This window comes from Marinibaculum pumilum, assembly GCF_042646425.1.
In the GTDB taxonomy this organism is placed as follows: Bacteria; Pseudomonadota; Alphaproteobacteria; order Ferrovibrionales; family Ferrovibrionaceae; genus Marinibaculum; species Marinibaculum pumilum.
In genome coordinates this window covers 274,475-299,147 of sequence record NZ_JBHRTR010000054.1, presented here as the reverse complement: position 1 = coordinate 299,147, position 24,673 = coordinate 274,475, and the positions used below count along the sequence as shown (strand labels likewise).

Below are 24,673 nucleotides of genomic sequence, written 5' to 3'. Positions count from 1 at the left end.
CGCTGATTTCGATGCGCAGCCGATATTCGCGCCGGATCTTGGCATAGATTGGGCGGCGCCCCCAGATCCCCCTGCACCTCCTCCCGCACCGCCGCCGGCGGCGGCAGGCGCGGTTCAGAACTGGACGCCGAGGCGGAAGAAGGCGCGCGGGTTGCGGTCGCCCCTGGCGGTGTTGCGCAGCAGCGGCTGCGCCATTTCCAGCTGCCCGCTGACCCGCTGCGCCACCCGCACCCGCAGGCCGACGCCCAGCGACGCGCCCTGCGCCTGCGACGGGCCGCCCAGCGCATCGATGCGGAACACCGCGCCGTAATCGGCATAGGCGTAGATCTGGTAGTCCTGCAGCAGGTCGGACTCGATCCGCGGCGTGAACACCGCCTCCGCCTTGGCGGCGACCCCATGCGCGCCGGTGATGGCGGAGGGGTCGAAGGCGCGGCCGTAAAGCTCGCCGCCATAGCCGAACTGCTCCGAAGATGGCAGCTGCGCCAGGGCATATTGTCCGCTGGCGCCCAGGTTGACCCGGAAGCGGCTGTCGATGGCCTGCACCCGGACCGCATCGACCCGGCCGATCGTGAAGTCGGGCTTGGAATTGGTGCGGCCCAGGCCGGCGGCGCCGGCCTCCCGCGCGCCGCAGCAATCCAGGCCCTGCGACAGGGTGACCTCGACCAGGTTCACGCCGTTCCAGCCATCGGCGAAGTCGTAGGCGGCGCCGGCGCGCAGCACCCGGATCGAATCCTTGTTCAGCTGCTGGCCCAGGATCTCGGTCTTGCTGTAGCGGTAGGTGAAGTTGCCCTTCAGGGTCAGGTTCTCCCGCCGCGACCTGATCCAGGGATGCGACAGGGTCACGCTCAGGGAGCGGCTCTGGCCGCGCACGTTGAACGGCGCCAGGGTGTCGCCCGGCCGGGTCGCATTGGCGGTCACCCGGCCCACCGCCCTGGTACCCTGGCTGCCGACCTGGCTGGTCAGGGCGACCTCGCCATAGCGCAGCTCGTGGGTCTGCTGGGTGACGACGCCGCGGGCCTCCAGGCGCGAATAATTGCCCAGCAGGGAATTCACCCCGCCGGCCGCCTGGAACTGGACGGGACCGATGAAGCGGGTGCCGCGATTGTCGATGCTGGCGAAGCCGTCGGCGCGGTCGAACTGCAGCTGCAGCACCAGGTCCGATGCGCCGGCCACTTCGAAGGACGGGATCATGACCGCCTTCGCCGTGATGCCGGGCAGGTCGTTCATCAGCAGCAGGGCGCGTTCCAGGTCGGCGGCGTTCAACGGCCGGGAGGCCAGGATCCGCCGCGCATAGGTGTCGATCAGGCCGCCTTCCTCGGGCACGTCGCCCTCGATCTCGATCCGGTCGATATAGCCCTCGACCACCCGCAGGGTGACGATGCCCTCGCTGATCCGCTGCGGCGGCACCAGGACCTGGGTCAGGATGTAGCCGTCGTTGCGGTACTTCGCGGCGATCGCGTCGGCGATGTCGTAGATGTCGCTGAGGGTGACCTCCTGCCCCAGCCGGTCGCGGTAGAGGTCCAGCAGGGCGGTCTCGGGATAGACCGTGCCGCCGCTCATGTTGATGCCGGACAGGCGGAAGCGGATCTTGTCCGCCTGCTTCGGCGGCAGCGGCTCCTCCGTCTTGGGGATCGTCAGTTCGGGCAGGCTCAGCGGTTCGAGCGGCTGCTGGAAGCGCTGTTCGACACGGCCGGGACTGAGGCTGTCGTCCAGGCTCTGCGCCGCCGCCGGCGGCAGCGGCGGCCAGAGGCAACCGGCAGCGAGCACCGCCGCCGCGGCGACGGCCGCGGCCAGGCGGCGCATCCGGCGGCGCGGTCTCTGCTGGCCCGTCCCGGTCACCGGATATCCGCTGCGCCCGTCTCGAAGGCGGCCTTCACGCGCTCGTACCAGTCCGCGCCCCAGCGCTGCATGATGCGCATCACCGCCATCCGTCGCGGATCCTGGCTGACCTCCCCCTTCGACCAGTCGGCTGCCAGCCAGACCTTGTCGTCGCCGCGCGACCGCAGGACCAGTTCCGGGTTCCAGGAATAGGCGACCCGCAGAAGGGCGTCGCGATCGGCGAAATGGAAGCGTGAGCCGACGCTCGCCGCCGGCAGGAACAGGTTCTCCTTGTCCGCCTTTGCATAGAGCGCCTGGAAGCGCGGCCCCGCATCCTCCCGCTCCACCAGGGATTCGGCACGGACATGCCAGCAGTCCTGCCCCCTGGTGTGCAGGTTGCTGCGCTGCGCCTCGTGGAAATAGCTGGCGTCCCGGCAATAGGGAAAGGCCTGGAACCCCTTGCGGTCGCGCTTCACGTCGGCGCGGGCATAGATCTCCTGCGTCATCGTATCGCCGTCCAGGGCGATCAGCGCGACCTTCTCGGTGCGCGTCGTCCGGTCGTTGGAGGTGGCGGTTTCCGTGTAGTAGACGGTCCAGTCGCCCGGCGGCAGCGGGACGGTGAAGGGGCCGATTGCCAGCGACCCGCTGACCGCGCTGCCTACCGTCAGCTCCCGCGCTGCCGGTGCCGGGTCCGCGCGCAACTCACGTGCGACGCCTTCCACGGCGGGCAGGGCGATCGCCGAAAGCGCAACCGCCGGCAGGGCCGTCCTCAGCAGGACCAGCCGCACTGCCGCGATTCCCGTTCGCCTGCCAGTCCTTCCTGTCCGGGCAATCGGGCCCATCGCCGGTCATCCTGCCCTGAAGCCAGTTCCGCCAAATGGGGGACGGTCCTGACCCCGGGACCGCGCCGCGCGCAGGTCCCAGGCCGATCCGACCCCCCGGGGCGCGATCTTAGGGATTCTTCGGCTGCGCCGCATCAGGCGCGTGCGGGAAAGGCCCGCGGCCGGGGCCGGCGGGTCAGCAGCTGCAGCCGCTCTTGCGGATGGTCTGCGCCTCTTCCTTGATCTGGCGGAGTTCGCCGGCCTGCTCTGGCGCGGTCGCCTTCGGCGCACCGGCGGAGATCAGCAGGATGGCATCCATCTCTGCCATCTCCGCCTCCTTCTCCACCGGCGGCGGGGCGGGGCGCCGCGCCGGCGCGTTGCGGGGCGCCTGGGTGGCCAGGCCGGCCGGCACCACCTGGGGCGGGCCCTGCACGCCCTGCACGACGACCTCGCCGGATTCCACGATCACGTCGGTGGTGCCGTCATCGGCCACGATCACGGTGAAGGAGGTGCCGCGGATGCCCAGGGTGGCGGTCGGTGTGCGGATCGAATAGGCGTTCTTGCGCATCTTGCCGCTGACGAAGCGGGCGATCCCGCGGCTGGTGTTGATCACCATGCTCGCCTCGCCGGTGGTCGTGTCATAGACGAAGTCGTCCAGGGTGACCTTCGAATTGGGCCCCACCGTCAGCGACGTCTCGTCCTGGAAGCGCAGTTTGGAGGCGCTGTCCGCCGCGGTCTCGATCAACTCGTCGTGAAAGACCGGATCGGTCGCGGCCAGCCGCCGCTGGTCCGCATTGACCTGGGTGCCGGTCACCGTCCGGACGACGGCCTCGGTCTCGCCGATGGTTTCCGCTTCGGCGGCGGTCCGGCCGTCCAGGCCCGCCGCCAGGACCGCGAGCGCCGCCAGCAGCGGCGCGACCGCGGGCCGCCGGTCCCTGCCGTGCTCCGGCGGGCGTTCCGCTTCCAGGTGTGCCATGCGCTTCCGCGGTTCCATGACCGGACCTCTCTCCTTCCTGGCGCACGCACCGCACGCCGCGATCCACAATCGATCCTATCATTCGCCACGAACCCTGTCCGACGCGCATGGCAGGAGTGTGACGGCGGTCGCAGCAACCATGTCCGTCCGCCGGTGCTTCCGGCCCGGCGGGCGCGCGCCCGCGACTACCCGTTCGAACGATTGGCGATGGCCGCCCGTCCATGTGGAATGGGCGACGCTGAAGCGGGCCGTCGGGCAACGAGCGAATGGACATGGACGACATCAACAGGATCGAACCGGCACTCGATGCCGCGTCGCAGCTCGAGCAGGTCTGCCGCCTGGTACAGGGGCTCTGCCGCCTCGACGAGCTGCACCCGGCCCAGTGGTCGGCCCTGCGTTATCTGGCCCGGGCGGAAAAGACAGAGCGCACGACGAACATGCTCGCCGTGCACCAGGGCACCAATCCCGGCACCGCGTCGCGGACCATCTCCGCCCTGATGCGCAAGGGCCTGGTGACCAGCACCGTGTCCCGCGCCGACCGCCGCATTCGCACCATCTCGCTGACCGCGGCCGGCCGCGACCTGCTGATGCAGGATCCGCTGCACCGGGTTGCGATCGGCCTGCAGCGGCTGCCGCGCGACACCCGCGAACAGCTGCCGGAGCTGCTGCACGAACTGCACCGGGCCCTGTCGGAACAGGTGCGGCGCCCGGCGATCGGCTGAGGCCGGTTCGGCTGCCGGCCTGTGCCGCGCCGCGTCAGCCCTCCGGCCGGCGCAGCTTGAAGGAGACCGGGATCTCCACAATCGTGCTGACCCGCTGCCCGTCATAGGTGGGCGGCGAGAACCGCCATTGCAGGATGGCGTCATAGGCGGCTGTATCCAGTTCCGGGTAGCCGCTGGACTGTTCCACCCAGACATGGCCCTGGCCGCCCTTCGGGCCGATCTTCACGTTCAGGGTGACCTTTCCCTCCAGGCTCAGCAGTCTTGCCCGCACCGGATAGGCCGGCAGGGGGAAGCCCTCGATCCGCCGTGGCGCCGGCCCGTCGCTGGCGAAGACCTGCAGCGCGATCTGCTGCATCGGGGCCTGCGGCGACCGCGCCGCGTCCCGCTGCGGGGCATCCGGCCCGGCGCCGGTCATGTCCACCGGCCGGTTGGGCAGCAGCGATCCGGCGGCCTGCCGCTCCGGTTCCGGCGCCCGGTCGGGCAGCTGCCGCTGCGGCTGCGGCATCACCACATCGGCCACCAGCGGCGCCGGGCGCTTGCGCGGCAGCGGTACCGTGCCCTCCCAGTCGGGCGCGGTTGCCGGGCCTTCGGCCGGCGCCGCTTCGGCCATTGCCTGCTGCGCCGGCGGGTCGTCGGCTTCTGCCGTCTCTGCCGTCTCTGCCGTCTCTGCCGTCTCTGCCGTCTCTGCCGTCTCTGCCGTCTCTGCCGGTGCAGGCGGCGCCTGATCAGGCTGGGGGTCGGCCGTCTCTTCCGCCTGCATTTCGGCTTCCGCTTCAGCCTCCGCCTCCGGGGGCGCATCCGGGCCCAGCTCGGGCGCGGCTTCCGGCGCCGGCGGCGGCGGTTCCTCCAGCGGCGCGGCATCGCTGTCCGGCAGCACCGCGCTGTCCACCAATTCCGGCGGTGCCTCGCGCTCCGGCCCGATCACGGCGGGGCCTTCCCAGACCATTGCCATGACGGTCTGCGGCGCCTCCTGCGGTTCCGGCGCGGCAAGATGGAACAGCGCCAGCACCGCCGCCAGGCAGAGCAGGGCGAGGATCGTCAACAGGGCCGAAACGGCCATGCGGTCGCGCCGCGGCGACAGGGGATGGCGCCAGCGCAGCTCCGGGCGCAGGGGCGGCACCTGCTGGGCGTCGCCGCCCGCGCTTTGCCATATACCCGGGCCATGCGGCAGGTGCAGGGCATGCTGCGGCCGGGTGCGCAGGACGGTGGCGACCTGGTCGCCGGCCAACTCGGCCAGATAGGGCAGCGACAGGCTGTGCAGCAGGCGGGGTTCCCGCGCCGGCAGCGGTGCCGGGTCGTGCGGCGGCCGCACCGGCGGCCGGATCGGTCCCGGCCTCGTTCCTGGCCTGCGGGTCGGCTCGCCAGCATCGGCTTCTGGGTTAAGATGCGGCCGGCTCGTCTGCCCCCTCTCGGCCGTGTCCGCCCGGCCGCCCGTGTCGGCCCGGCCGCTTGGGGGCGCCTGGCCATGCTCGTCCTGGGCCGCCCCGGCTGTATCCGGCGACGGCCGCGGCATACGGAGGCGCGGATGACTCATGTGTTCCACCGGCAACTCAAGTCGCCACTGCCCGTCGCAGTGTCCGGCCAGGGTGCATATATCATCGATTCGACAGGCAAGCGCTATCTGGATGCCTCGGGCGGGGCCGCCGTTTCCTGCCTCGGCCATTCCGATGCAGAGGTGGTGGCGGCGGTGAAGGCACAGCTCGACAGCCTGCCCTTCGCCCATACCGGCTTCTTCACCACCGAGGCGATGGAGGAACTGGCCGACCGGCTGGTCGCCGCTGCCCCACGGCCGGCGGGCGAGGCGGCCGCGCGGACGCGGACGCTGGACAAGGTCTACTTCGTCTCCGGCGGGTCGGAGGCGGTGGAGGCCGCCCTGAAGCTGGCGCGGCAGGCCTGCCTGGACCGCGGCGAACCCGGGCGCGACCTGTTCATCGCCCGGCGCCAGTCCTACCACGGCAACACCCTGGGCGCCCTGGCCGTCGGCGGCAATGCATGGCGGCGGGAGCCGTTCCAGCCGCTGCTGATGCCGGCAGAGCATATCGCCCCCTGCTACGCCTATCGCGAACAGCTTGCGGGGGAAAGCGATGCCGATTACGGCCTGCGCGCCGCCGACGCACTGGAGGAGAAGATCCAGGAGGTCGGCGCCCATCGCGTCATCGCCTTCGTCGCGGAGACGGTGGTGGGCGCGACCCTGGGCGCGGTGCCGCCGGCGCCCGGCTATTTCCGCCGCATCCGGGATATCTGCGACCGCCACGGCATCCTGCTGATCCTGGACGAGGTGATGTCCGGCATGGGGCGGACCGGCCACCTGTTCGCCTGTGCGGAGGACGGCGTGGTGCCGGACCTGCTGTGCATTGCCAAGGGCCTGGGGGCGGGCTACCAGCCGCTTGGCGCCGTGCTCTGTTCCGCCGGCATCTACGACACCATCCAGGGCGGCACCGGCTATTTCCAGCACGGCCATACCTATTCCGGCCATGCCGCGGCCTGTGCCGGCGGCCTGGCGGTGCAGAAGGCGATCGCCGCCCGCGACCTGATGCCCCGCGTGCGGAAGATGGGCACCGCGCTGTCGGAACGCCTGCAGGCCCGCTTCGGCAACCATCCCTTCGTCGGCGACCTGCGCGGCCGCGGCCTGTTCCAGGGCATGGAACTGGTTGCCGACCGGGGTGCCAAGACGCCCTTCGATCCGTCGCTGAAGCTGAACGCCCGGATCAAGGCCCGCGCCATGGAGGCGGGACTGATCTGCTATCCGATGGGCGGCACGATCGACGGGGTGCGGGGCGACCACGTCCTGCTGGCACCGCCCTTCATCGTGGAGGAGGCGCAGCTCGACGAACTGACCGACAAGCTGGCGCAGGCGCTGGACGCGGCGCTCGCCGATATCGCGCATCCGGCGGCCTGACCGCCGGGCCCGGGAGTCGCCAATGGTGGGCGGTCAGGGTGGGCGCTTCAGGGGGGGCGGGCTGTGCATCCCGCGCCGTTGCGCTATGGTGCCGGGCGACGGGTGCGGGCGCCTCGGGCACTTGGCTGCTGCTTCGGCACGGCCGGTCGGACGCCGGCTCCCGAACGAACAGAAGCGCAGAAGGCGCCGACAGGAAATCAGAGGGCAAAAAAGGAGAGGCGGATCATGAAACGCGTGACCGCGCTGGCGGCGGCGATCGCCGCAGCAGCACTTTTCACCGGCGGCACGGCCAGTGCCGCGGACGAGACCTTCGTCACCATCGGCACCGGCGGGCAGACCGGCGTCTACTACGTGGTCGGGCAGTCGATCTGCAAGCTGGTGAACCGCGGCGGCGACAGCCACGGCATCAAGTGCACGGCGCCGTCCACCGGCGGCTCGGTGGCCAACCTGAACGCGATCCGCGCCGGCGACCAGACCATGGGCGTGGCGCAGTCCGACTGGCAGTTCCATGCCTATAAGGGCAGCTCGAAGTTCGAGGACCAGGGCGCCAACGATAAGCTGCGCGCCGTCTTCTCGGTGCATCCGGAGCCGTTCACCGTGGTCGCCCGCGCCGATTCCGGCATCAAGACCTTCGACGACCTGAAGGGCAAGCGGGTCAATGTCGGCAATCCCGGCTCCGGCCAGCGCGGCACCATGGAAGTCGTGATGGCGAAGAAGGGCTGGTCGATGGACGACTTCAAGCTCGCCTCCGAGCTGAAGTCGGCCGAGCAGTCCGCCGCGCTCTGCGACAACAATATCGACGCGATGGTCTTCACCGTCGGCCATCCCTCCGGTTCGATCCAGGAGGCCACCACCTCCTGCGATTCCGTGCTGGTGGAGGTTTCCGGCCCGGCGATCGACGAGCTGATCGCCAACAACCCGTACTATGCCAAGGCCACGATCCCGGGCGGCATGTACCGCGGCACCGACGCGGACACCGATACCTTCGGCGTGGCGGCGACCTTCGTCTCCTCCTCCGACGTGCCGGACGAGGTGGTCTATGAGGTGGTGAAGGCGGTGTTCGAAAATTTCGACCGCTTCCAGAAGCTGCACCCGGCCTTCGCCAACCTGAAGCCGGAAGCCATGATCAAGAACGGCCTCTCGGCCCCGCTGCATCCGGGCGCGGAGAAGTACTACAAGGAAAAGGGCTGGATGTAGGCGCAGCCGCGCTCATCCGGCAACCATCCGGCGGCGCCTTCGGGCGCCGCCTTTTTTTTACGAAGTCCCTGGAGACGATCGCTCCGCAGCCCGCGCACGGCTTTGCGCCAGGGCCTGCTGCAGGGCCACGGCGACGATCCGCCGGCCGGGGAACCGCGCCTGTAGTCCGTCGAGCAGGCGCCGCGCGGCCGCCGCGTCGTCGACAACCCAGACGATCCCGGGCAGCGGTCGCAGGGCGGCCGGCGCGGCGCCGGCCTCTCCATCGCTGCGCAGGGGCTGCTCGAAGATCGTTTCCCCGTCCGCCACGTCGATCAGCCGGGACACCGCCTTGGCCGGGCTTGCCGCTTCCAGGAAAGCCACCGGCAGGTCGTCGACGATCACCAGCCCGGCCTCGCCCAGCTGCCAGGGCTGCTTCGGCGCGGACGGATGCTCGAAGCCGATCCGCCGCTTCTCCACCAGGCGGCTGGCGGTGATGTAGCGCACCTTCCGCAGGCACGCGCTGGCATCGCCGCCGATCGCCTTGGCCAGGGTCGAGCGGCCGGAGTCCGGCGGCCCGGAGATCACCAGCTGGTCGGCCGTACCGCTGCCGCTGCCGCTGGCGAAGGCGGCAATCTCCGCCGCCAGGGCCGGCCAGTCGTCGTCGGCGAAGTTCTGCGGGAAGGTCGACAGCCGCACCAGCTGCGGCAGGTTCGACTTGTCGAAGGCCCGCTTGGCCGCGAGGCAGGGGCGACGGACCGTCATGAAGAACGCCAGCAGCAGCACCAGGAACAGGATGAACAGCCAGTCCGCGAGTTCCCGGCGCGCCCCGGCCTCGGCCGGGGCGGCTGTCGTGAGGTCCGCCAGCATCGAGGCCGGATCGGCCGCCCAGGCAAGCGCACCGCCGGCCAGGACGAAACCGAAGTCGACCAGGCCGTCCAGCAGGATCTCCCGCCGGTCGACGGGAAAGACCCCGGGCGCCAGCCGGATGGCGATCAGCGCATCGATCAGTTCCTTCAGGAAATAGAGGATCGCCACAGCCGCGAAGGCCAGCAGGTAGTCCGACAGCAGCCAGCCGAAGGCAAAGGTCGCGGCCAGGCCGATCAGCACATGGCCGAACTGGTTCGCCTGCCAGGCATATTCGTGGCTGTAGCTGACATAGACGTCCGACCCGAAGACGGTGTCGAGCCGCGCCAGCGCCCGCAGGATTTCCATGCCGACCGCCTCCTACCACGTTGCATATGCACCCTATGGTAGCATAGTCCGGTCTGCATTCACTGCCGGGCGGGAGCGACGGCTAATGTCTCCCTCGACCCGCGTCTTTGTGACATTGCGCCGATATGCCCTAAGCTGCGGGGCGATAACGACCGGCCGGTCGGTGGGAACGGCCGGCACCGCACGGCCGGCAAGGCCGGCGGTTCGGATCGGGCGGGCGGTACGGGAGACGAGGGGATGACGAACACGGAGCAGGCGGCGCCGGACGGCGTGCCCGGCCAGGGCGACGACCTGGAGGAACTGACCTCCTCCGACACCGGCGCGCGCAAACCGGGGCCGATCGCCACGAAGATCCTGCTGGGCGCGGCGCTGGCCTGGTCGATCTTCCAGGTCTGGATCGCCTCGCCGCTGCCCTTCATCGCCAACGAGATCACCGGCCTGTCGATCGTCCTCAACTCAACAGAGGAACGGTCCGTCCACCTGGCCTTCGCGATCTTCCTCGCCTATCTGGCCTATCCCGCGCTGAGCCGCTCGCCGCGGCACTATGTACCGGTGCAGGACTGGGCGATGGCGCTGGTGGGGGCGTTCTGCGCCGGCTACCTGTTCCTGTTCTACAACCAGCTGGCCGACCGGGTCGGCAACCCCACAGCCTTCGACATCTGGGTCTCCTCGGTCGGCATGCTGCTGCTGCTGGAGGCGACGCGGCGGGCGCTGGGGCCACCGCTGACGGTGATCGCGACGATCTTCCTGCTCTACACCTTCTTCGGCAACTACATGCCCGACATCATCGCCCACCAGGGGGAAAGCCTGCGCGGCGTGGCGATCCACCAGTGGCTGACGACGGAAGGCGTGTTCGGCATCGCGCTGGGCGTCTCCACGAAGTTCGTCTTCCTGTTCGTGCTGTTCGGCGCCCTTCTGGATAAGGCCGGCGCCGGCAACTACTTCATCAAGGTCGCCTTCTCGCTGCTGGGACATTACCGCGGCGGGCCGGCCAAGGCGGCCGTCGTCGCCTCCGCCATGACCGGGCTGATCTCCGGCTCCTCGATCGCCAATGTGGTGACCACCGGCACCTTCACCATGCCGATGATGAAGCGGGTCGGCTTCAGCCGGGAGAAGGCGGGCGCGGTCGAGGTCGCCTCCTCCGTCAACGGCCAGATCATGCCGCCGGTGATGGGCGCCGCCGCCTTCCTGATGGTCGAGTATGTCAACATCTCGTATTTCGAGGTGGTGAAGCATGCCTTCCTGCCGGCGCTGATCTCCTACATCGCGCTGGTCTACATCGTGCACCTGGAAGCGATGAAGCAGGACATGCAGGCGCTGCCGCGGTCCGGCCCGAAGCTGCCCTTCGTGCGGGCGATGGCCGGCTTCCTGGCCGGCTTCCTGCTGGTCGCGGCGCTGGCGGTGGCGGTCTACTACCTGCTGGGCTGGATGCCTGACGTGTTCGGCGGCGCTTCCGGCTGGATCATCGCGGTGGCCCTGGCCCTGGTCTATGGCGGCCTGCTGGCCTGGGGCGCGCGCTGGCCGGACCTGCCTCTGGACGATCCGAACGAGCCGGTGGTCCACCTGCCGCAGGTGAAGCCGACGGTGAATTCCGGTCTGCACTTCCTGCTGCCGGTGGTGGTGCTGGTCTGGTGCCTGATGGTGGAGCGGCTGTCGCCAGGCCTGTCCGCCTTCTGGGCCACCGTCTTCATGATCTTCATTCTGCTGACCCAGCGGCCGTTGACGGCGCTGTTCCGCAAGGCCGACATGGCGGGCACCTTCCGGCAGGGCTGGGACGAACTGATCGAGGGCATGATCGCCGGCGCCCGCAACATGATCGGCATCGGCATCGCCACCGCCGCCGCCGGCATCATCGTCGGCGCGGTGTCGCAGACCGGCGTCGGCGCCGCGCTGGCGAACGTCGTAGAGGTGCTGTCCTTCGGCAACCTGCTGCTGATCCTGCTGCTGACCGCGATCCTCAGCCTGATCCTGGGCATGGGCCTGCCGACTACGGCGAACTACATCGTCGTCTCCTCCCTGCTCGCCGGGGTGGTGGTGCAGCTGGGGGCGGAGAACGGGCTGATCGTGCCGCTGATTGCGGTGCACCTGTTCGTCTTCTATTTCGGCATCATGGCGGACGTGACGCCGCCGGTGGGGCTCGCCTCCTTCGCCGCCGCGGCGGTGTCGGGCGGCGACCCGATCAAGACCGGCATCGTCGCCTTCTTCTATTCGCTGCGCACCGCGGCCCTGCCCTTCCTGTTCATCTTCAACACCGACCTGCTGCTGATCGACGTCGGCTGGGTGGAAGGGATCATCACCTTCGTCGTGTCCACCATCGCGATGATGGTCTTCGCCGCCGCGACCCAGGGCTGGTTCATCACCCGCTGCCGCTGGTACGAGATCGCGCTGCTGCTGCTGGTGGTCTTCACCCTGTTCCGGCCCGGCTTCTGGATGGACATGGTCTATCCGCCGGAGAAGGCGGTGCCGCCGGCACAGCTGACCCAGGTGGTGGGCGAACTGGAGCCCGGTGCCGACCTGCGGCTGAAGATCGACGGCACCGACGCGATCGGCAATCCGCGCACCTACTACGTCCACCTGCCGGTGGCGGAAGGCGCGACCGGCGAGGAGCGGCTGGCCAATATCGGCCTCACCCTCTACGACGGCGGCGACGGCAAGATCGAGGTCGACAACGCGGAATACAACAGCGTCGCGGCGAAGCTGGGCCTGGCCTTCGGCGATTTCATCACCGGGGTCCAGGTGCCGGTCTGGCAGCCGCCGAAGCAGCTGCTCTGGATACCGGCGGGGCTGATCCTGGCCGTCGTCTGGTTCGCGCAGCGGCGGCGCCGGCCGGCCGCTGCCGCGGCCACCGCGGCAGCCTGACGGCCCGGCAGCCGTCCCCGCATTGAAAAAAGGCCCGCGCCGGGGGTGACGGCGCGGGCCAGTCAATGGGGGAGGAAACAACGTTCGAAGCCTGAACTGTCGGCCTCTACACTTATCGATATGGGGCATTCTGGCATGACTGCGAGTGATCGCGGTCACACCATGGCGTGATCCCGGCCGGGTGCCCTGTCATTCGCCCCGGAACCGGGCCAGTACCGCGCGGGAGGCCAGGATCACCCGCTCCGTCTCCGACCACAGGCCCAGTGCCGGCAGGCCCGCCAGCGGATGGAAGGCGGCGTCGGCGGCATCGTCGCCGGCGCTGGGGGTGCCGGCAGTCCAGCGGCCGACCAGGTCGACCAGGGTATAATGGTATTCCACCCGCCCGGCGGGATCGCTGCGGATCGCATCGACGACATCGACCAGGCCCAGGATTTCCGCCGTCACCGCCGTCTCCTCCAGCACCTCGCGGGCGGCGCAGGCAAAGACGGTTTCGCCGGTCTGCTGGCTGCCGCCGGGCAGGCTCCACTCGCCTTTCATCGGCGGGGTGCCGCGGCGCACCAGCAGGACGTCGGTGTCCCGCCAGATCACGGCGCCGACGCCGACGATCGGCCGGGCCGGGTAGCGGCGGCTTTCCGCATCCTCCGTCACGCCGTGCCGCTCCGGCTTGCCGCAAGGCGCTGCGCCGATAGACTGCGCGGCCGGCACACGGCCCGATACCGGCAGGGGGCCCAATACAAACGGAGATGCCCGTGACCGACGCGCCCGACCTTCGCAGTCCTGCCTTCTTCGATGATCCCTTCCCGGTGCTGCGGGGCCTCCTGGAGGAGAACCCGCTGCACTGGAACCCCTCGCTGGGCGGCTGGGTGGCGGTGCGCTACGGCGATATCCGGGAGCAGCTGCGCGACCGCCGCTTCTCCTCCGACCGCATGGATCCGTTCTTCGCGCATCTGGCGGCCGACGATCGGGCCGGCCTGGCGAGCCTGGAGCACAACATCCGCCTCTGGTCCGTGTTCAATGATCCGCCGGAGCATACCCGCCTGCGCGGCCTGATGAACAAGGCCTTCACCAGCCGCGCGCTGAAGGAGATGCGGCCGAAGGTGGAGCGGATCGCCGGCGAGCTGGTCGAGGGCATCGCCGCGAAGGGCCGGATGGAGACCATCGCCGACCTCGCCTATCCGCTGCCCGCCTCGGTGATCGGGCTGATGCTGGGCGTGCCCTGGGCGGATATCGAGCATCTGAAGCGCTGGTCCGACGATCTGGCGAAGTTCGTCCTGTACGGCATGATGGGGCCGGCGGAGTATCGCCGCGCCGACGCCGCGATCGCGGAGATGACCGCCTATTTCACCGACCTGATCGCCGAGCGCCGGCGCAATCCGGGCGACGACGTGGTTTCCGGCCTGGTCGGCGCGGAGGAGCGCGGCGACTTCCTCAGCGTGGACGAGCTGGTCGCCACCTGCGTGCTGCTGCTGTTCGCCGGGCATGAGACGACCACCCAGCTGATCGGCAATGGCCTGCTCGCCCTGCTGCAGAACCCGGCGGAGCTGGAGCGGCTGCGCAGCCTGCGCCACGACCCGGAAGCGGTGGCCATCGCGGTGGAGGAGATGCTGCGCTTCGACGGGCCCAGCCTGGCCCAGGTGCGGCTGGCGGGGGAGGATATCCCGCTGCCCGACGGGCAGGTGATGCGCGCCGGCGACCGGGTCTTCCAGATGCTGGCGGCGGCGAACCGGGACCCGCAGCAGTTCGCCGATCCCGACCGCTTCGATGTCGGGCGTGCGGATGCCAAGGCCCACCTGGCCTTCGGCTACGGCATCCATTTCTGCATCGGCGCACCGCTGGCGCGGATGGAAGGGCAGATCCTGTTCCCGATCCTGCTGGAGCGGCTGGCCGACCTGCAGCTGGAAACCGAAGTGCCTCGCTTCACCCGCTCCCTGGTGGTGCGGGGTCTGACAGCCCTACCGGTCAGTTTCCGCGTTCAGTAGGGCGAGGGCGGCGCAGCCTTCCGTCGTCCTCGGGCGCGTCCTACTGCATTCACCCATATTCTCGACGAGGCTTCCCCGCCGCCGTCGCCCTTGGGCTTGACCCGAGGGGCCTGACGGGACAGGGAGGCCGCGCAGCTTCGCCGCCTTGCCACGATCCTCGGCTCGGGGGCCGAGGATGACGGCAAAAAGGGAGGACCGCAGGGCTGATTTGGCTCCCTGACGAGATGTGTGAATGCCGTAGGGTCAGGCCCGAGGATGACGGTCTCGGTGGGGATGGCTGCTATGCCCTACCGGGTGTGGTGCAGGCCGAGCCGCGGCCCTACGCCGCCTTTCCGGCCAGCGCCTGCCAGATCCGGTCGGGGGTGGCGGGCATGTCGATATGCGCCGCGCCGCGATCCTTCAGGGCATGGGTCAGGGCGTTCATCACCGCCGGCGGGGCGCCGACGGAGCCGGCCTCGCCCGCGCCCTTGACCCCCAGCGGGTTGGTCTTGCAGGGCACCTCGCGAAGCACGACCTCGATCTCCGGCAGGGTATCGGCCCGCGGCAGGCAGTAATCCATGAAGGAGCCGGAGAGCAGCTGGCCGCCCTCGTCGTAGGCGGTGTGCTCGTACAGCGCCTGGCCGACGCCCTGCGCGACGCCGCCGTGGATCTGGCCCTTCACGATCATCGGGTTGATCACCTTGCCCATATCGTCGACCACGGTGTAGCGGACGACCTCCGTGATGCCGGTGGTCAGGTCGACCTCGACCTCCGCCACATGGCAGCCGTTGGGGAAGGTGATCGCCTCGATCTTGTGCTCGGCATCGGCATCCAGGGCGCGGTCGACCGCGTCCGGAATCTGGCCGGCATGCAGCGCCCTGGCCAGGTCCATGATGTTCACGGACCGGTCGGTGCCTGCGATACGGAAGCTGCCGGCCTCGAACTCGATGTCCACGGCCGCCGCCTCCAGCATCACCGCGGCGACCTCCTTGCCCTGGGTCACCACCATGTCGCTGGCGGACAGGATCGCGCCGCCTTCGGAGTACAGGGAGCGGGCGCCGCCGGTGCCGCCGCCGAAATTGATCGTGTCGCTGTCGCCCTGCAGCACGCGCACCTTTTCCGGCGGCACGCCGAGCCGGTCGACGACCAGCTGGGTATAGGCGGTCTCATGCCCCTGGCCGGTCGACTGCGTGCCGACCAGCACCTCCACCGTCTCGTCGGCGGTGAAGCGGATCACCGCCCGCTCCGTCGGGGCGCCGCCGGTGGCTTCCAGATAGTAGGCGAGGCCGAAGCCGCGCACCTTGCCCGCGGCCTTGGCGGCGGCGGCGCGACCGGGGAAGCCGGCCCAGTCCGCCGTCTCCAGCGCCACGTCCATGTTGCGGGCGAAGTCGCCGGAATCGTAGGTCAGCCCGGTCGGCGTCTTCCACGGCAGGGCCTCCGGCGGGATCATGTTCCTGCGCCGCAGCTCGAACCGGTCGACGCCGATCTGGTCCGCGGTGGCGTCGATCAGGCGTTCCATCAGGTAGTTCGCCTCCGGCCGGCCGGCGCCGCGATAGGCGTCGACGGGGACGGTATTGGTCAACACCCCTTCCACCTGCACATGCATCGCCTGGTAGCGATAGACCGACGGCAGCACCTTGGTGCCGGCCATGGTCGGGATCATCGGCGCGAAGGTGGAGAGATAGGCGCCCATGCCGGCCAGGGTATGCACCCGCAGGGCGAGGAAGTTGTGGTCGGCGTCCAGCGCGATCTCCGCCGTGGAGATGTTGTCGCGGCCCTGGGTGTCGGAAAGGAAGGCCTCCGTCCGGTCGGACACCCAGCGCACCGGCCGGCCCAGCTTGCGGGCGGCATAGGCGCAGAGCACCTGCTCGTTGTAGAGGAAGATCTTCATGCCGAAGCCGCCGCCGACATCCAGGGTGCGGATGCGGATCTTCTCCGCCGGGATCTTGAACACCGCATTGGCCAGCAGGTTCTTCAGCAGCATGGTGCCCTGGGTGGGCAGCCACAGGGTGAAGCGTTCCTCGGCCGCATCGTAGGCGGCGATGGCCGCCCGCGGCTCAAGAGAGGCGACGACCACCCGGTTGTTCACCACCCGGATGCGGCCGGTATGGGCGGCGTCGGCGAACAGCTTGTCGACGGCCGCCTTGTCGCCCTGTTCCCAGTCGAAGGCGCGGTTGCCGGCCGCATCGGGCCAGACCTGGGCCGCGCCCGCGCCGGCAGCGGCCTCCAGGTCGGCGACGGCCGGCAGGTCGTCATAGTCCACCATGATCGCCTCGGCCCCGTCGCGGGCCGCGGCCAGGCTTTCCGCCACCACGAACGCCACCGGATCGCCGACATAGCGCACCACGCCGTCGGCCAGGGCCGGATGCGGGGTCTCCGCCCGGTCGGAGCCGTCCCGGTTCTTCAGCGGAATCATGCAGGGCAGCTCGCCGATGCCGTCCGCCTTCAGGTCGTCGATGGTATAGACGGCCAGCACGCCCGGCACCTCCAGCGCCGCAGCGGTATCGACCGAAGCGATCCTGGCATGCGCCACGGGGGAGCGCAGAAGGACGCCATGGGCCTGCCCGTCGAGATGGACGTCGTCGGTATACTGGCCGGTTCCCGTGATCAGGCGCTGATCCTCTACGCGCGCGACCGATTGCGCGACACCGAATTTCGTCATGGCGCGATTCCTGTTGGTGGGCGGCGCTCCCGGCCGCGGCCGGGAGGCGGAAATACGCTGCGGGACGCAGACGGGCGACCCGTGCCGCGGGACGCGGCGCAAGCATAGAATGGGCGGCAGGCTGCCGGCCTGTCAAAGCAGCTTTTTGCAGCGCGGCAGGCACGCTGCGGCGGGGTCGGCCAGATGGTCTGACAGTGGCCGTCGGATCAGGCGGAAAGGGCGGCCCGCATCTCGGCGCTGAAGCGCGGATAGGTCTCCGCGATCTCGTCCATCACATCGCCGCGGATCATCGCCAGGCGCTGCGGATCGGGCGCCGGCGTGACCGGCACCTCCGCCGGGCAGTCGAAGTCGAACCCGGTCTGATCGCGGACTTCCTCCACGGTATGGCCGGGGTGGACGCTGCGCAGGCGGAAGCGCCGCCCGGCGCGGTCGAAGTCGAACAGGCAGAGCGGGGTCAGCAGGGCATAGGGGCCGCCGGGCCGGTGGATGCCGGGGCTGCTGGTGCCGGGTGCGCTGACGAAGTCGACCTTTTCCACGAAGACCCGCCGCGAATGCTCCTCCCGGAACAGGATCACCCGCGGGATCATGAAGTAGACGAAGGCGGAGCCGAACGAACCGGGCCAGCGGACATCGGTGCGCGGATAGTCGCCGATGCCCACCAGGTTGATATTGCCCTGGCCGTCGATCTGGCCGCCGGACAGGAAAAAGGCGTCGATCCGCCCCTCGGCGGCGCAGTCGAAGGTTTCCACCCCGCCATTGGTGAACATGTTGTGGGCCTGCGAGCCCAGGACCGAGATCAGCATCGGCCGGTCGGCCGGCGCCAGCCGGCGCGCCAGCAGGGCGCCCGCGCCGGGCACCGGGGAGGAGGCGCCGACGGTGACATGGCGGCAGCCCTCCAGAAGCTCGGCGATACTGGAAATCATGATCTCGCGGGCGGCGGTACGGCCCGTTGCGCTACTTGTCATTTGTCAGCCAGATCAATGCCTTGGTGCGGAAAGCGCTACCGGGTCATTCCGCCGCGGCGGAGTAGAGCTTTGGCGGTACGGCCTCGGCTGCGAAACGGCGGATATCCGCGGCCGAGCCGGTCTGGGCGAGCTCGATATAGGCCCGCATCGCGGCCTCGTCGATCGGGTAGCGGTCCCACAGATTCAGCGGCCACGACCCCATCGCCACCTCGGCCACCTGGTCGATGTAGAGGTTCGGGATGACACCGGCAGACAGTTCCTCGTTCTCGAACAGGTTCCCGTCCACCACCCGCTCCACCGTGGCCAGGGTGCGGCGCGCCGCATGGGTCATGGTCATCAGTTCCCGCCGCCGGCCGATCCAGACATTGCCGTCCCGGTCCGCCAGGGGCGCGTGGATCGTGGCGATGTCCGGCCGGATCGCCGGGATCAGCACGATCGGGTCGCCGCCATCCCCCTCGGCGAAGGGATTGTCGATCACCTTCCAGTCGGGCCGGTTGGCCAGGATGTCGGATTCCAGGATGCCGCGGATCGGCATGAAGGGGATGCCCTTCTCCGCCGCCTGCAGGCCGGCATAGATCGCCGGGCAGGTGGCGTCCTTCAGCCGGATGCGGCCTTCCTTCACCGCCCGGGTGAAGGCGGGTGCGCTGCCGAATTCGCCCAGGGTCACGGCGGAGGTCTCCACCGAGCGGGCGCAGCCGGCGCCGATCAGCATGTCCGCCTGCAGGCCGCTGATCGGCACGCCGACCAGGTCCAGGTCCTGCACGCCACGGGCCGCGATGGCCCGGGTCAGCGCCATCGGCACCCCGCCATAGTCCACCGGCAGGGCGATCCGGCTGCCGTCGCGGACCTCTTCGGCAAGCGCTTCGACAGAGGCGATCCTACCGCTCATGGTGTGTTCCTCCAGGCATCTGCGACCGCTCCGGCGGTCGGTCCCGCGGGCCGGTTCTACGTCGCCCGAGCGGAGAAAGCCAGTCTGGCTCAGTCCCGGCGGGATGCCAAGCCGGGCACCAGGAAGAAGGGCAGGATGCCCAGGCAGAGCGCCAGCACCGAATAGGCGAAGACGAGGTCATAGGTGCCGGTCAGGTCGTGCAGCAGGCCGCCCATCGCGGAGCCAGAGGCACCGCCAAGGCCGCCGCCGACGGTGACCGTGCCATAGATGATGCCCAGCCGGCGGCCGGCGAAGATGCGGGTGCAGATGGCCGCGATCAGCGGGCCGCGGGCGCCGAAGGACAGGCCGAACAGGGCCACGAACAGCACCAGGAAGACCTGCCCGTCGGTGCGGCCGGTGATCCACAGCATCACCACGCCGGCCAGCGACAGGCCGTAGGAGAGCAGCACCGCCGGCCGCCGCCCGATCACCCCGTCCAGCCAGCCGAAGATGTTCATGCCCAGCGGGGTCAGCAGGCCGACGAAGCCCCAGGCCGCGGCCGCCTCGATGCGGGGGATGCCGGTCTCCACCAGGTAGGTCACCGCCTGCAGTGCAACGGAGAACATGCCGTTGCCGGTCAGGAAGTAGACCATGAACAGACCCCAGAACTGGCGGGTGCGCACGGCAGATTGCAGGGTCCAGGTCCGGGCCGGGGCCTCGCCGCCGGGTCCCGACCTCCGCGGTGCCACGTTGAAGCCGATATCCTCCCGCCCCGCGGCGATTCGCCGCCAGGGCATCACCACCACCGGGATCAGCGCCAGCAGGGCCAGGCCGGCCAGCACCAGATAGGCATGTCGCCAGCCGTCGGCGATGATCAGCCGTTGGGCGAACGGGGTCAGCAGCAGGTTGCCGATGCCGATGCTGGAGAAGACGATGGCCATGGCGATGCCCAGCCGGCCGCGGAACCAGCGGCTGAGGATGGCGCTGTGGGGGATCGTGCCCATGCCGGCGGCGGCGACGCCCAGCATCAGACCGGCGGTCAGATAGAATTGCCACAGCGCGTCCGCCTGGGAGGACAGGAAGGCGCCGCCGGCCAGGAACAGAATGCAGCCCAGGAACAGCCAGAACGGGCCGAAGCGGTCGAAGACATGGCCCACAAGCGGGCCGACGGCACCGGCGGACAGGAAAAAGAAGGAATAGATGCCGGCGACCTCGGCGCGGCTCCAGCCGAAATCTTCCTGCAGCGGCAGCAGGAAGACCACGAAGGTCTCCCCCATGCCGCGGCCGATCAGGGCGAGCAGGAAGCAGACGGGCACCACGGCGAAGGCCAGCCGCAGGCGCCGGTCGCGGAGCAGCAGCCCCAGCCGGCCAGGCCGGGTGCCCGGCGGCGGGGTCCGCTGCGGGTCGCCCGGCTCAGCCCTACGCACCATCCATCTGTCCTACCCGTGCGCCCTACTCATGGATGCCCTGCCATCCCGGTGCCGGTGGGCACCCGGCCTAGCCGGCGCGTCGCTTCATCTCCCGCGCGATGACCAGCTGCAGCACCTGGCTGGTGCCCTCGTACAGGCGGAAGATCCGGACATCGCGGTAGAAGCGCTCCACCGGATAATCGGCGATATAGCCGGAGCCGCCATGCACCTGCACCGCGCGGTCGGCGATGCGGCCGACCATCTCGGAGCAGAAATACTTCGTGGCCGCCGCCTCCATGGTCAGCGACTCGCCCGCGTCGTAGCGCGCCGCCACGCTGCGGACCAGCGCCTCGGCCGCCAGCAGGTCGGTCTGGCTGTCCGCCAGCATCGCCTGCACCAGCTGGAAGTCGACGATCGGCTGGCCGAACTGCCTGCGCTCCGTCGCATAGCGCAGGGATTCGTCGATCAGCCGCCGGCCGACCCCGACGCAAAGGGCGGAGATGTGGATGCGGCCACGGTCCAGCACCTTCATCGCGGTCTTGAAGCCCTGGCCCTCCCGGCCGCCGATGATGCAGTCCGCCGGCACCCGGACATCGTCGAAGATCACGTCGGCCACCTGTGCACCCTTCTGCCCCATCTTGCGGTAGGGCTTCGCGATCTGAATCCCCGGCAGATCGGAATCGACGATGAAGGCCGAGATGCCGCCTGCCTTCGAGGCGTCCGGGTCGGTGCGGGCCATCACCGTGAAGATCCCGGCGGTGGGCGAGTTGGTGATGAAGCGCTTGGTGCCGTTCAGGACATAGCTGTCGCCGTCGCGCACCGCTCGGGTCCGCAGCGAGGCGGCGTCGGAGCCCGATTCCGGCTCGGTCAGGCAGAACGAGGCGATCAGCTCGCCGCTGGCCAGGCGCGGCAGGTAGGTTGTCTTCTGCGCCTCCGTGCCGTCGATCAGGATGCCCTGGCTGCCGATGCCGACATTGGTGCCGATCAGACTGCGGAAGGCCGGCGAGGTCCAGCCGAGTTCCATCACCAGCTCCGACTCGGCCGCCATCGTCAGGCCCAGCCCGCCATATTCCTCCGGGATCGACATGCCGAACAGGCCCAGCTCGGCGACCTCGCGCCGGACCTCTTCTGGGATGCTGTCGGTTTCGGCGACGGTTTCCTCCAGCGGCACCAGGCGATCGTGCACGTAGCGGCGCACGCCTTCCTTGAGTTCGGCGATGACGGACGGATCCATGCGGTGGCTTTCCTTCTGACGGTATGCCCTGTTGACGATCTGCCCCCGGTCGCGGGCGCGGCAGCCGCCGGCGGATCGCGGCGGCCGGCGGCGCGCGGTCAACGGCGCGATTGCAGCAGGGTTGATAATGCCCAGCCGACGAAGATGGCAATCAGCACGATCAGGATGCCGTAGGCCAGCCGCTGTTCCTGCGCGAACTGGTAGAGGGTCTGTTCCAGGCCGCGCTTCATGACGAACAGCGGCGTCGCCTGGGCCGCGACGACCCGGTCGTCCCGGATCAGGTAGACCTCCGCCCGGTAGGTCCCGACCGGGACCGTGGCGGGAAATTCGATCGGTGCGCGGAACAGGCGCTGGCCGACGAAGACGACGCCCGACTCGTACAGGTTGAACAGGCCCTCCTGCGAGCGGATGCGGATCAGGGCGTCGCGGAAGTCGGCGGTCGTGGCGACATCGACCCCGCTTTCCTGGATCACCGGCATGTCGAGATAGTCGGGACCTGCCTGCAGCTGTTTCAGCAGGGCGGGCGAGGCGAAGTCGCTGCGCTTCCGGGTGGTGGCGACCGCGTAGTACCCGGGGACGTCCGCCAGCTGGGTCTCGCTGCGGTTCATCCAGACGCCGAAGGTCTGCTCCTTGCGTCGGACCATCACCCGGTCGGACGGTCCGCGGACGATCACCACAAGATCGCCCGGCTCGGAGATGGCGCCGAACAGCAGCAGGGAGGTCCCGGAAAAGCTGGAGGTGATGGAAATCAGGTGATTGGACAGATCGGTGACCAGGGCGCCGTCATAGGCGGCGGCACGTGCCGGCCGCGCCGGCCCCGCCGCCAGGCTGCAGAGCAGGGTGAGACCGAGCAGGACCAGAGGGAGGACCGGGTGGCGGGGCGGCGCTCCGGGTCGGTGCCGAAGGGGGCGGTTGCAGGCCCGGTGCCCGCCCTTGCCTGCATCTACGCCCCGCTGCCGCATCGCCCCTGCTCCCGACGGCCTGTGCCCGCTCAGGCTCTCAGTCTAGGCCAGCCGTCCGGCGAACCGGAAGAGGCGGCAGCGCCGCAGGTCAATCCCCGAACAGGCGGCCGAAAAGGCCGCGACGCCGGTAGCGCATCTCCGGCCCCGGATAGGGCAGCTGGTCGTCATTCTCCATGCGTTCGAACAGGCGGGTGAGGGTCCGTTCCAGCGGTGTGACCTGAAGGGCGGCGCGTTCCGCCTTCCGCTCCGCCTCGTCCAGTCGGCGGTCGACCTCGCCGACATGTTCCAGCTTGTCGGCGATGCTCTCCAGCCGCTCGCTCATCGGTCGCAGGCGGTCGGCCATCGGCTGGATCTTGTCGGTGTTGTAGCGAAGCTCTTCGGTGCTGTTGCGGATCGCCGCCTTCACCTCCTCGGTCTGCCGGCGCAGTGCGTCGAGCAGAGTATCGAGCGCCTGGGCCTGCATCGGCTGCCCGGGAAACTGCTGTCCGGGAAACTGCTGTCCGGCAGGCTGTTGTCCCGCGATCGGTTGCGCCGCCTGCGCCGCTTCCGTCAGCCCCGCGCCCTGTGCATAGGCCTGCGGCTGCATCATGCCGGCCGTGGCATTGCCCGCATAGGGACCGGCCGGTGCGGGAAAGCCGGGATGTCCGCCCTGGAGACCCGCTGTATGGGGCTGGCCGGGATGCGGCTGGCCGGGATGTGGCTGGCTGGGATGCGGCGGGCCGGGATAGGCCTGACCCGTGGTCTCCGCGGGCGCGGCCAGGCCCAGTTCCTCGGCCGCGGCGCGCTGGATCACCCGGTTCAGCCATGCACCGACGGTCAGCCCGGCGCGGCGCGCTGCCATCTTTGCGGCTTGGCGCGTATCCGGGTCGATGCCCTTGACGCTCCAGGGTTGTCCCTTGTCCATCAGTTCGGTCGCGCCGCGCTTGTTGTCGGATACACCGGTCGGGTCCAATCCCTGATGGGCCTGCGATCCATGCAGCCAATGCACCGGATCCGCCTGCTGTGCCTTTCCTGCCAGCTGCCCCGCCGCCGATCCGGCGTCGGATCCGCGTTCGGATTCCGCAGCAGACCCCCGATCGGATCGCTGGGACGGCAAGGCATATCCCGGCGCGCGCCGGCCGCTTCTCGCGTTGTCGGCGGGACGCTGCGCCTCCCGCCGGCCCAGGCCGGAACCCGCCTTGTTTCCTGGCCCGGCCAAAGACCCGTCATAGCTGATCAAACGGCACCTGCCTGCTGTCGCAATTCCGTCGAGCGGCGCTCACCACGTCGAACTGCGTCGATGGTAGAACGCGGCAAGGCGGAAAAAGATCCGTGCGATCAGACCGGGTAAGACCTCTGATCCGGGATCATACGAATTCAGGAAGATCTGGAAAGCCCGGGTGGCCCCAGAGTGACGAGAATCGTCAGAGAATCCGCTTATCCAAAAGGATAAGGGCAAGGACTACCCGGGCTGCGTGATGCGCGGCTACATCGGACGACTCTGCCGTGTGCGATGGGCCGTGCTTCAGCTCGTGGCGCGACGCACGGCGATCGCGCTCATGATCACCGCGACACCGAACAGCAGCAGGTTGATGCCGACGAGAAGTCCCAGCACCCAGGCCGCGGCCTGCGGCAGGGCAATCCAGATCAGGATCGCCAGGATGACGCCGGCAAGGCCGTTGAACACCATCCAGCCCCAGCCGGCGGCATGCCGGTTGCTGAGCCCCGAAACGATTTTCGCAAGGCCTTCGACGAAGAAGAAGATCGACAGGATCAGGGTGACCGTGACGGTGCCCTGCAGCGGATAGACCAGCAGCAGGATGCCCGCCACCAGGCCGAGCAGCCCGGCCAGGGCGTCCCAGATCCAGCCGGGCCGCTGCTTGCCGAAGACGGCATTGCCGAGCCCGACCACACCGGTGATCAGCAGCAGCCAGCCGAGGAAGATCTCCACCGCCAGGCTGGCGATATGTGGCAGCGCGATGGCGACGATTCCGGCGATGATGAACAGCAATCCGACCAGCCAGAACAGCCAGCTGTACTTGCGGTAGGCCTCGCCCGCCCGCTGTCGGAATTCCTCGGGTGTCATCCGTGCGATCATCTGTCCAATCCCCCGTTATGCGGTCCTCAGGGACCTGTGCGTTGTGCCGCCCCGT

At 69.4% G+C, this 24,673-nt stretch carries 19 protein-coding genes; 5 read left to right on the top strand and 14 right to left on the bottom strand.

All coding sequences use genetic code 11. The features are described from left to right. Nucleotides 1-114: 114 nt before the first annotated feature. The 3 genes from ACFOGJ_RS28280 to ACFOGJ_RS28270 all read right to left on the bottom strand — a co-directional run bounded on the left by ACFOGJ_RS28280 (nt 115) and on the right by ACFOGJ_RS28270 (nt 3,615). Entirely contained in the window at nt 115-1,803 is a 1,689-nt protein-coding gene (locus tag ACFOGJ_RS28280; protein ID WP_379906643.1) for a ShlB/FhaC/HecB family hemolysin secretion/activation protein, read from the bottom strand. A 32-nt stretch (nt 1,804-1,835) separates the two neighbouring features. Further along, entirely contained in the window at nt 1,836-2,606 is a 771-nt protein-coding gene (locus ACFOGJ_RS28275) for a hypothetical protein (protein WP_379906642.1), read from the bottom strand. A gap of 229 nt (nt 2,607-2,835) precedes the next feature. Further along, entirely contained in the window at nt 2,836-3,615 is a 780-nt protein-coding gene (locus tag ACFOGJ_RS28270) for a FecR family protein (protein ID WP_379906641.1), read from the bottom strand. 272 nt (nt 3,616-3,887) lie between these two features. Here ACFOGJ_RS28270 and ACFOGJ_RS28265 point away from each other — a divergent pair, with 272 nt between their 5' ends. Next, nucleotides 3,888-4,337: a MarR family winged helix-turn-helix transcriptional regulator gene (locus ACFOGJ_RS28265; RefSeq protein ID WP_379906640.1), complete on the top strand. Its 450-nt coding sequence runs from the start codon at nt 3,888-3,890 to the stop codon at nt 4,335-4,337. Nucleotides 4,338-4,371: 34 nt separating this feature from the next. On the opposite strand, the gene ACFOGJ_RS28260 is transcribed toward ACFOGJ_RS28265, so the two are convergent. Continuing rightward, the gene (locus tag ACFOGJ_RS28260) at nt 4,372-5,649 is read right to left on the bottom strand and encodes an energy transducer TonB (RefSeq protein ID WP_379906639.1); all 1,278 of its coding nucleotides are present in this window, start codon (nt 5,647-5,649) and stop codon (nt 4,372-4,374) included. Nucleotides 5,650-5,862: 213 nt separating this feature from the next. On the opposite strand from ACFOGJ_RS28260, the gene ACFOGJ_RS28255 reads away from it, so the two are divergent. Both ACFOGJ_RS28255 and ACFOGJ_RS28250 read left to right on the top strand, forming a co-directional pair. After that, complete coding sequence (locus ACFOGJ_RS28255) at nt 5,863-7,236, top strand: aspartate aminotransferase family protein (RefSeq protein WP_379906638.1); 1,374 nt, start codon at nt 5,863-5,865, stop codon at nt 7,234-7,236. A 225-nt stretch (nt 7,237-7,461) separates the two neighbouring features. Then, nucleotides 7,462-8,433 carry a TAXI family TRAP transporter solute-binding subunit gene (locus ACFOGJ_RS28250; protein WP_379906637.1) on the top strand — a complete coding sequence of 324 codons (972 nt, stop codon included), beginning with the start codon at nt 7,462-7,464 and terminating at the stop codon, nt 8,431-8,433. Nucleotides 8,434-8,490: 57 nt separating this feature from the next. On the opposite strand, the gene ACFOGJ_RS28245 is transcribed toward ACFOGJ_RS28250, so the two are convergent. After that, a complete protein-coding gene (locus tag ACFOGJ_RS28245) occupies nt 8,491-9,624 on the bottom strand; it encodes an ATP-binding protein (RefSeq protein WP_379906636.1) in 1,134 nt (377 codons plus the stop codon). Between the two features lie 237 nt (nt 9,625-9,861). On the opposite strand from ACFOGJ_RS28245, the gene ACFOGJ_RS28240 reads away from it, so the two are divergent. Then, nucleotides 9,862-12,483, top strand: coding sequence for a TRAP transporter permease (locus ACFOGJ_RS28240; protein WP_379906635.1), 2,622 nt, complete (start codon nt 9,862-9,864; stop codon nt 12,481-12,483). A gap of 189 nt (nt 12,484-12,672) precedes the next feature. Here ACFOGJ_RS28240 and ACFOGJ_RS28235 read toward each other — a convergent pair whose 3' ends face one another. Further along, the gene (locus ACFOGJ_RS28235) at nt 12,673-13,131 is read right to left on the bottom strand and encodes an NUDIX hydrolase (RefSeq protein WP_379906634.1); all 459 of its coding nucleotides are present in this window, start codon (nt 13,129-13,131) and stop codon (nt 12,673-12,675) included. Nucleotides 13,132-13,232: 101 nt separating this feature from the next. Here ACFOGJ_RS28235 and ACFOGJ_RS28230 point away from each other — a divergent pair, with 101 nt between their 5' ends. Further along, nucleotides 13,233-14,462 carry a cytochrome P450 gene (locus tag ACFOGJ_RS28230; RefSeq protein WP_379906633.1) on the top strand — a complete coding sequence of 410 codons (1,230 nt, stop codon included), beginning with the start codon at nt 13,233-13,235 and terminating at the stop codon, nt 14,460-14,462. A 319-nt stretch (nt 14,463-14,781) separates the two neighbouring features. On the opposite strand, the gene ACFOGJ_RS28225 is transcribed toward ACFOGJ_RS28230, so the two are convergent. The 8 genes from ACFOGJ_RS28225 to ACFOGJ_RS28190 form a co-directional block, all read right to left on the bottom strand. After that, the gene (locus ACFOGJ_RS28225) at nt 14,782-17,103 is read right to left on the bottom strand and encodes a xanthine dehydrogenase family protein molybdopterin-binding subunit (protein ID WP_379906632.1); all 2,322 of its coding nucleotides are present in this window, start codon (nt 17,101-17,103) and stop codon (nt 14,782-14,784) included. Between the two features lie 206 nt (nt 17,104-17,309). Next, nucleotides 17,310-18,068, bottom strand: a complete 759-nt coding sequence (locus ACFOGJ_RS28220) for a CoA-transferase (RefSeq protein ID WP_379906631.1) — start codon at nt 18,066-18,068, stop codon at nt 17,310-17,312. A gap of 43 nt (nt 18,069-18,111) precedes the next feature. After that, nucleotides 18,112-18,957 (bottom strand): CoA transferase subunit A, encoded by an 846-nt coding sequence (locus ACFOGJ_RS28215; RefSeq protein ID WP_379906630.1) that lies wholly within the window; start codon nt 18,955-18,957, stop codon nt 18,112-18,114. Between the two features lie 89 nt (nt 18,958-19,046). After that, nucleotides 19,047-20,366: an MFS transporter gene (locus tag ACFOGJ_RS28210; protein WP_379906629.1), complete on the bottom strand. Its 1,320-nt coding sequence runs from the start codon at nt 20,364-20,366 to the stop codon at nt 19,047-19,049. A gap of 67 nt (nt 20,367-20,433) precedes the next feature. Continuing rightward, on the bottom strand, nt 20,434-21,579 hold the full coding sequence (locus tag ACFOGJ_RS28205) for an acyl-CoA dehydrogenase family protein (RefSeq protein ID WP_379906628.1): 1,146 nt from the start codon (nt 21,577-21,579) through the stop codon (nt 20,434-20,436). Nucleotides 21,580-21,677: 98 nt separating this feature from the next. After that, complete coding sequence (locus ACFOGJ_RS28200; protein WP_379906627.1) at nt 21,678-22,541, bottom strand: TIGR02186 family protein; 864 nt, start codon at nt 22,539-22,541, stop codon at nt 21,678-21,680. An 88-nt stretch (nt 22,542-22,629) separates the two neighbouring features. Beyond that, nucleotides 22,630-23,529, bottom strand: coding sequence for a hypothetical protein (locus ACFOGJ_RS28195; RefSeq protein WP_379906626.1), 900 nt, complete (start codon nt 23,527-23,529; stop codon nt 22,630-22,632). Between the two features lie 516 nt (nt 23,530-24,045). Beyond that, nucleotides 24,046-24,618, bottom strand: coding sequence for an HdeD family acid-resistance protein (locus ACFOGJ_RS28190; protein ID WP_379906625.1), 573 nt, complete (start codon nt 24,616-24,618; stop codon nt 24,046-24,048). Nucleotides 24,619-24,673: the final 55 nt, after the last annotated feature.

Bases quoted from the DNA above. Each gene is read 5' to 3' on its own strand.
- ACFOGJ_RS28280 (WP_379906643.1), bottom strand. From the start codon at position 1,803: ATGCGCCGCCTGGCCGCGGCCGTCGCCGCGGCGGCGGTGCTCGCTGCC.
- ACFOGJ_RS28270 (WP_379906641.1), bottom strand. From the start codon at position 3,615: ATGGCACACCTGGAAGCGGAACGCCCGCCGGAGCACGGCAGGGACCGG.
- ACFOGJ_RS28265 (WP_379906640.1), top strand. From the start codon at position 3,888: ATGGACGACATCAACAGGATCGAACCGGCACTCGATGCCGCGTCGCAG.
- ACFOGJ_RS28255 (WP_379906638.1), top strand. From the start codon at position 5,863: ATGACTCATGTGTTCCACCGGCAACTCAAGTCGCCACTGCCCGTCGCA.
- ACFOGJ_RS28250 (WP_379906637.1), top strand. From the start codon at position 7,462: ATGAAACGCGTGACCGCGCTGGCGGCGGCGATCGCCGCAGCAGCACTT.
- ACFOGJ_RS28245 (WP_379906636.1), bottom strand. From the start codon at position 9,624: ATGGAAATCCTGCGGGCGCTGGCGCGGCTCGACACCGTCTTCGGGTCG.
- ACFOGJ_RS28240 (WP_379906635.1), top strand. From the start codon at position 9,862: ATGACGAACACGGAGCAGGCGGCGCCGGACGGCGTGCCCGGCCAGGGC.
- ACFOGJ_RS28225 (WP_379906632.1), bottom strand. From the start codon at position 17,103: ATGACGAAATTCGGTGTCGCGCAATCGGTCGCGCGCGTAGAGGATCAG.
- ACFOGJ_RS28220 (WP_379906631.1), bottom strand. From the start codon at position 18,068: ATGACAAGTAGCGCAACGGGCCGTACCGCCGCCCGCGAGATCATGATT.
- ACFOGJ_RS28215 (WP_379906630.1), bottom strand. From the start codon at position 18,957: ATGAGCGGTAGGATCGCCTCTGTCGAAGCGCTTGCCGAAGAGGTCCGC.
- ACFOGJ_RS28210 (WP_379906629.1), bottom strand. From the start codon at position 20,366: ATGGTGCGTAGGGCTGAGCCGGGCGACCCGCAGCGGACCCCGCCGCCG.
- ACFOGJ_RS28205 (WP_379906628.1), bottom strand. From the start codon at position 21,579: ATGGATCCGTCCGTCATCGCCGAACTCAAGGAAGGCGTGCGCCGCTAC.
- ACFOGJ_RS28200 (WP_379906627.1), bottom strand. From the start codon at position 22,541: ATGCGGCAGCGGGGCGTAGATGCAGGCAAGGGCGGGCACCGGGCCTGC.
- ACFOGJ_RS28190 (WP_379906625.1), bottom strand. From the start codon at position 24,618: ATGATCGCACGGATGACACCCGAGGAATTCCGACAGCGGGCGGGCGAG.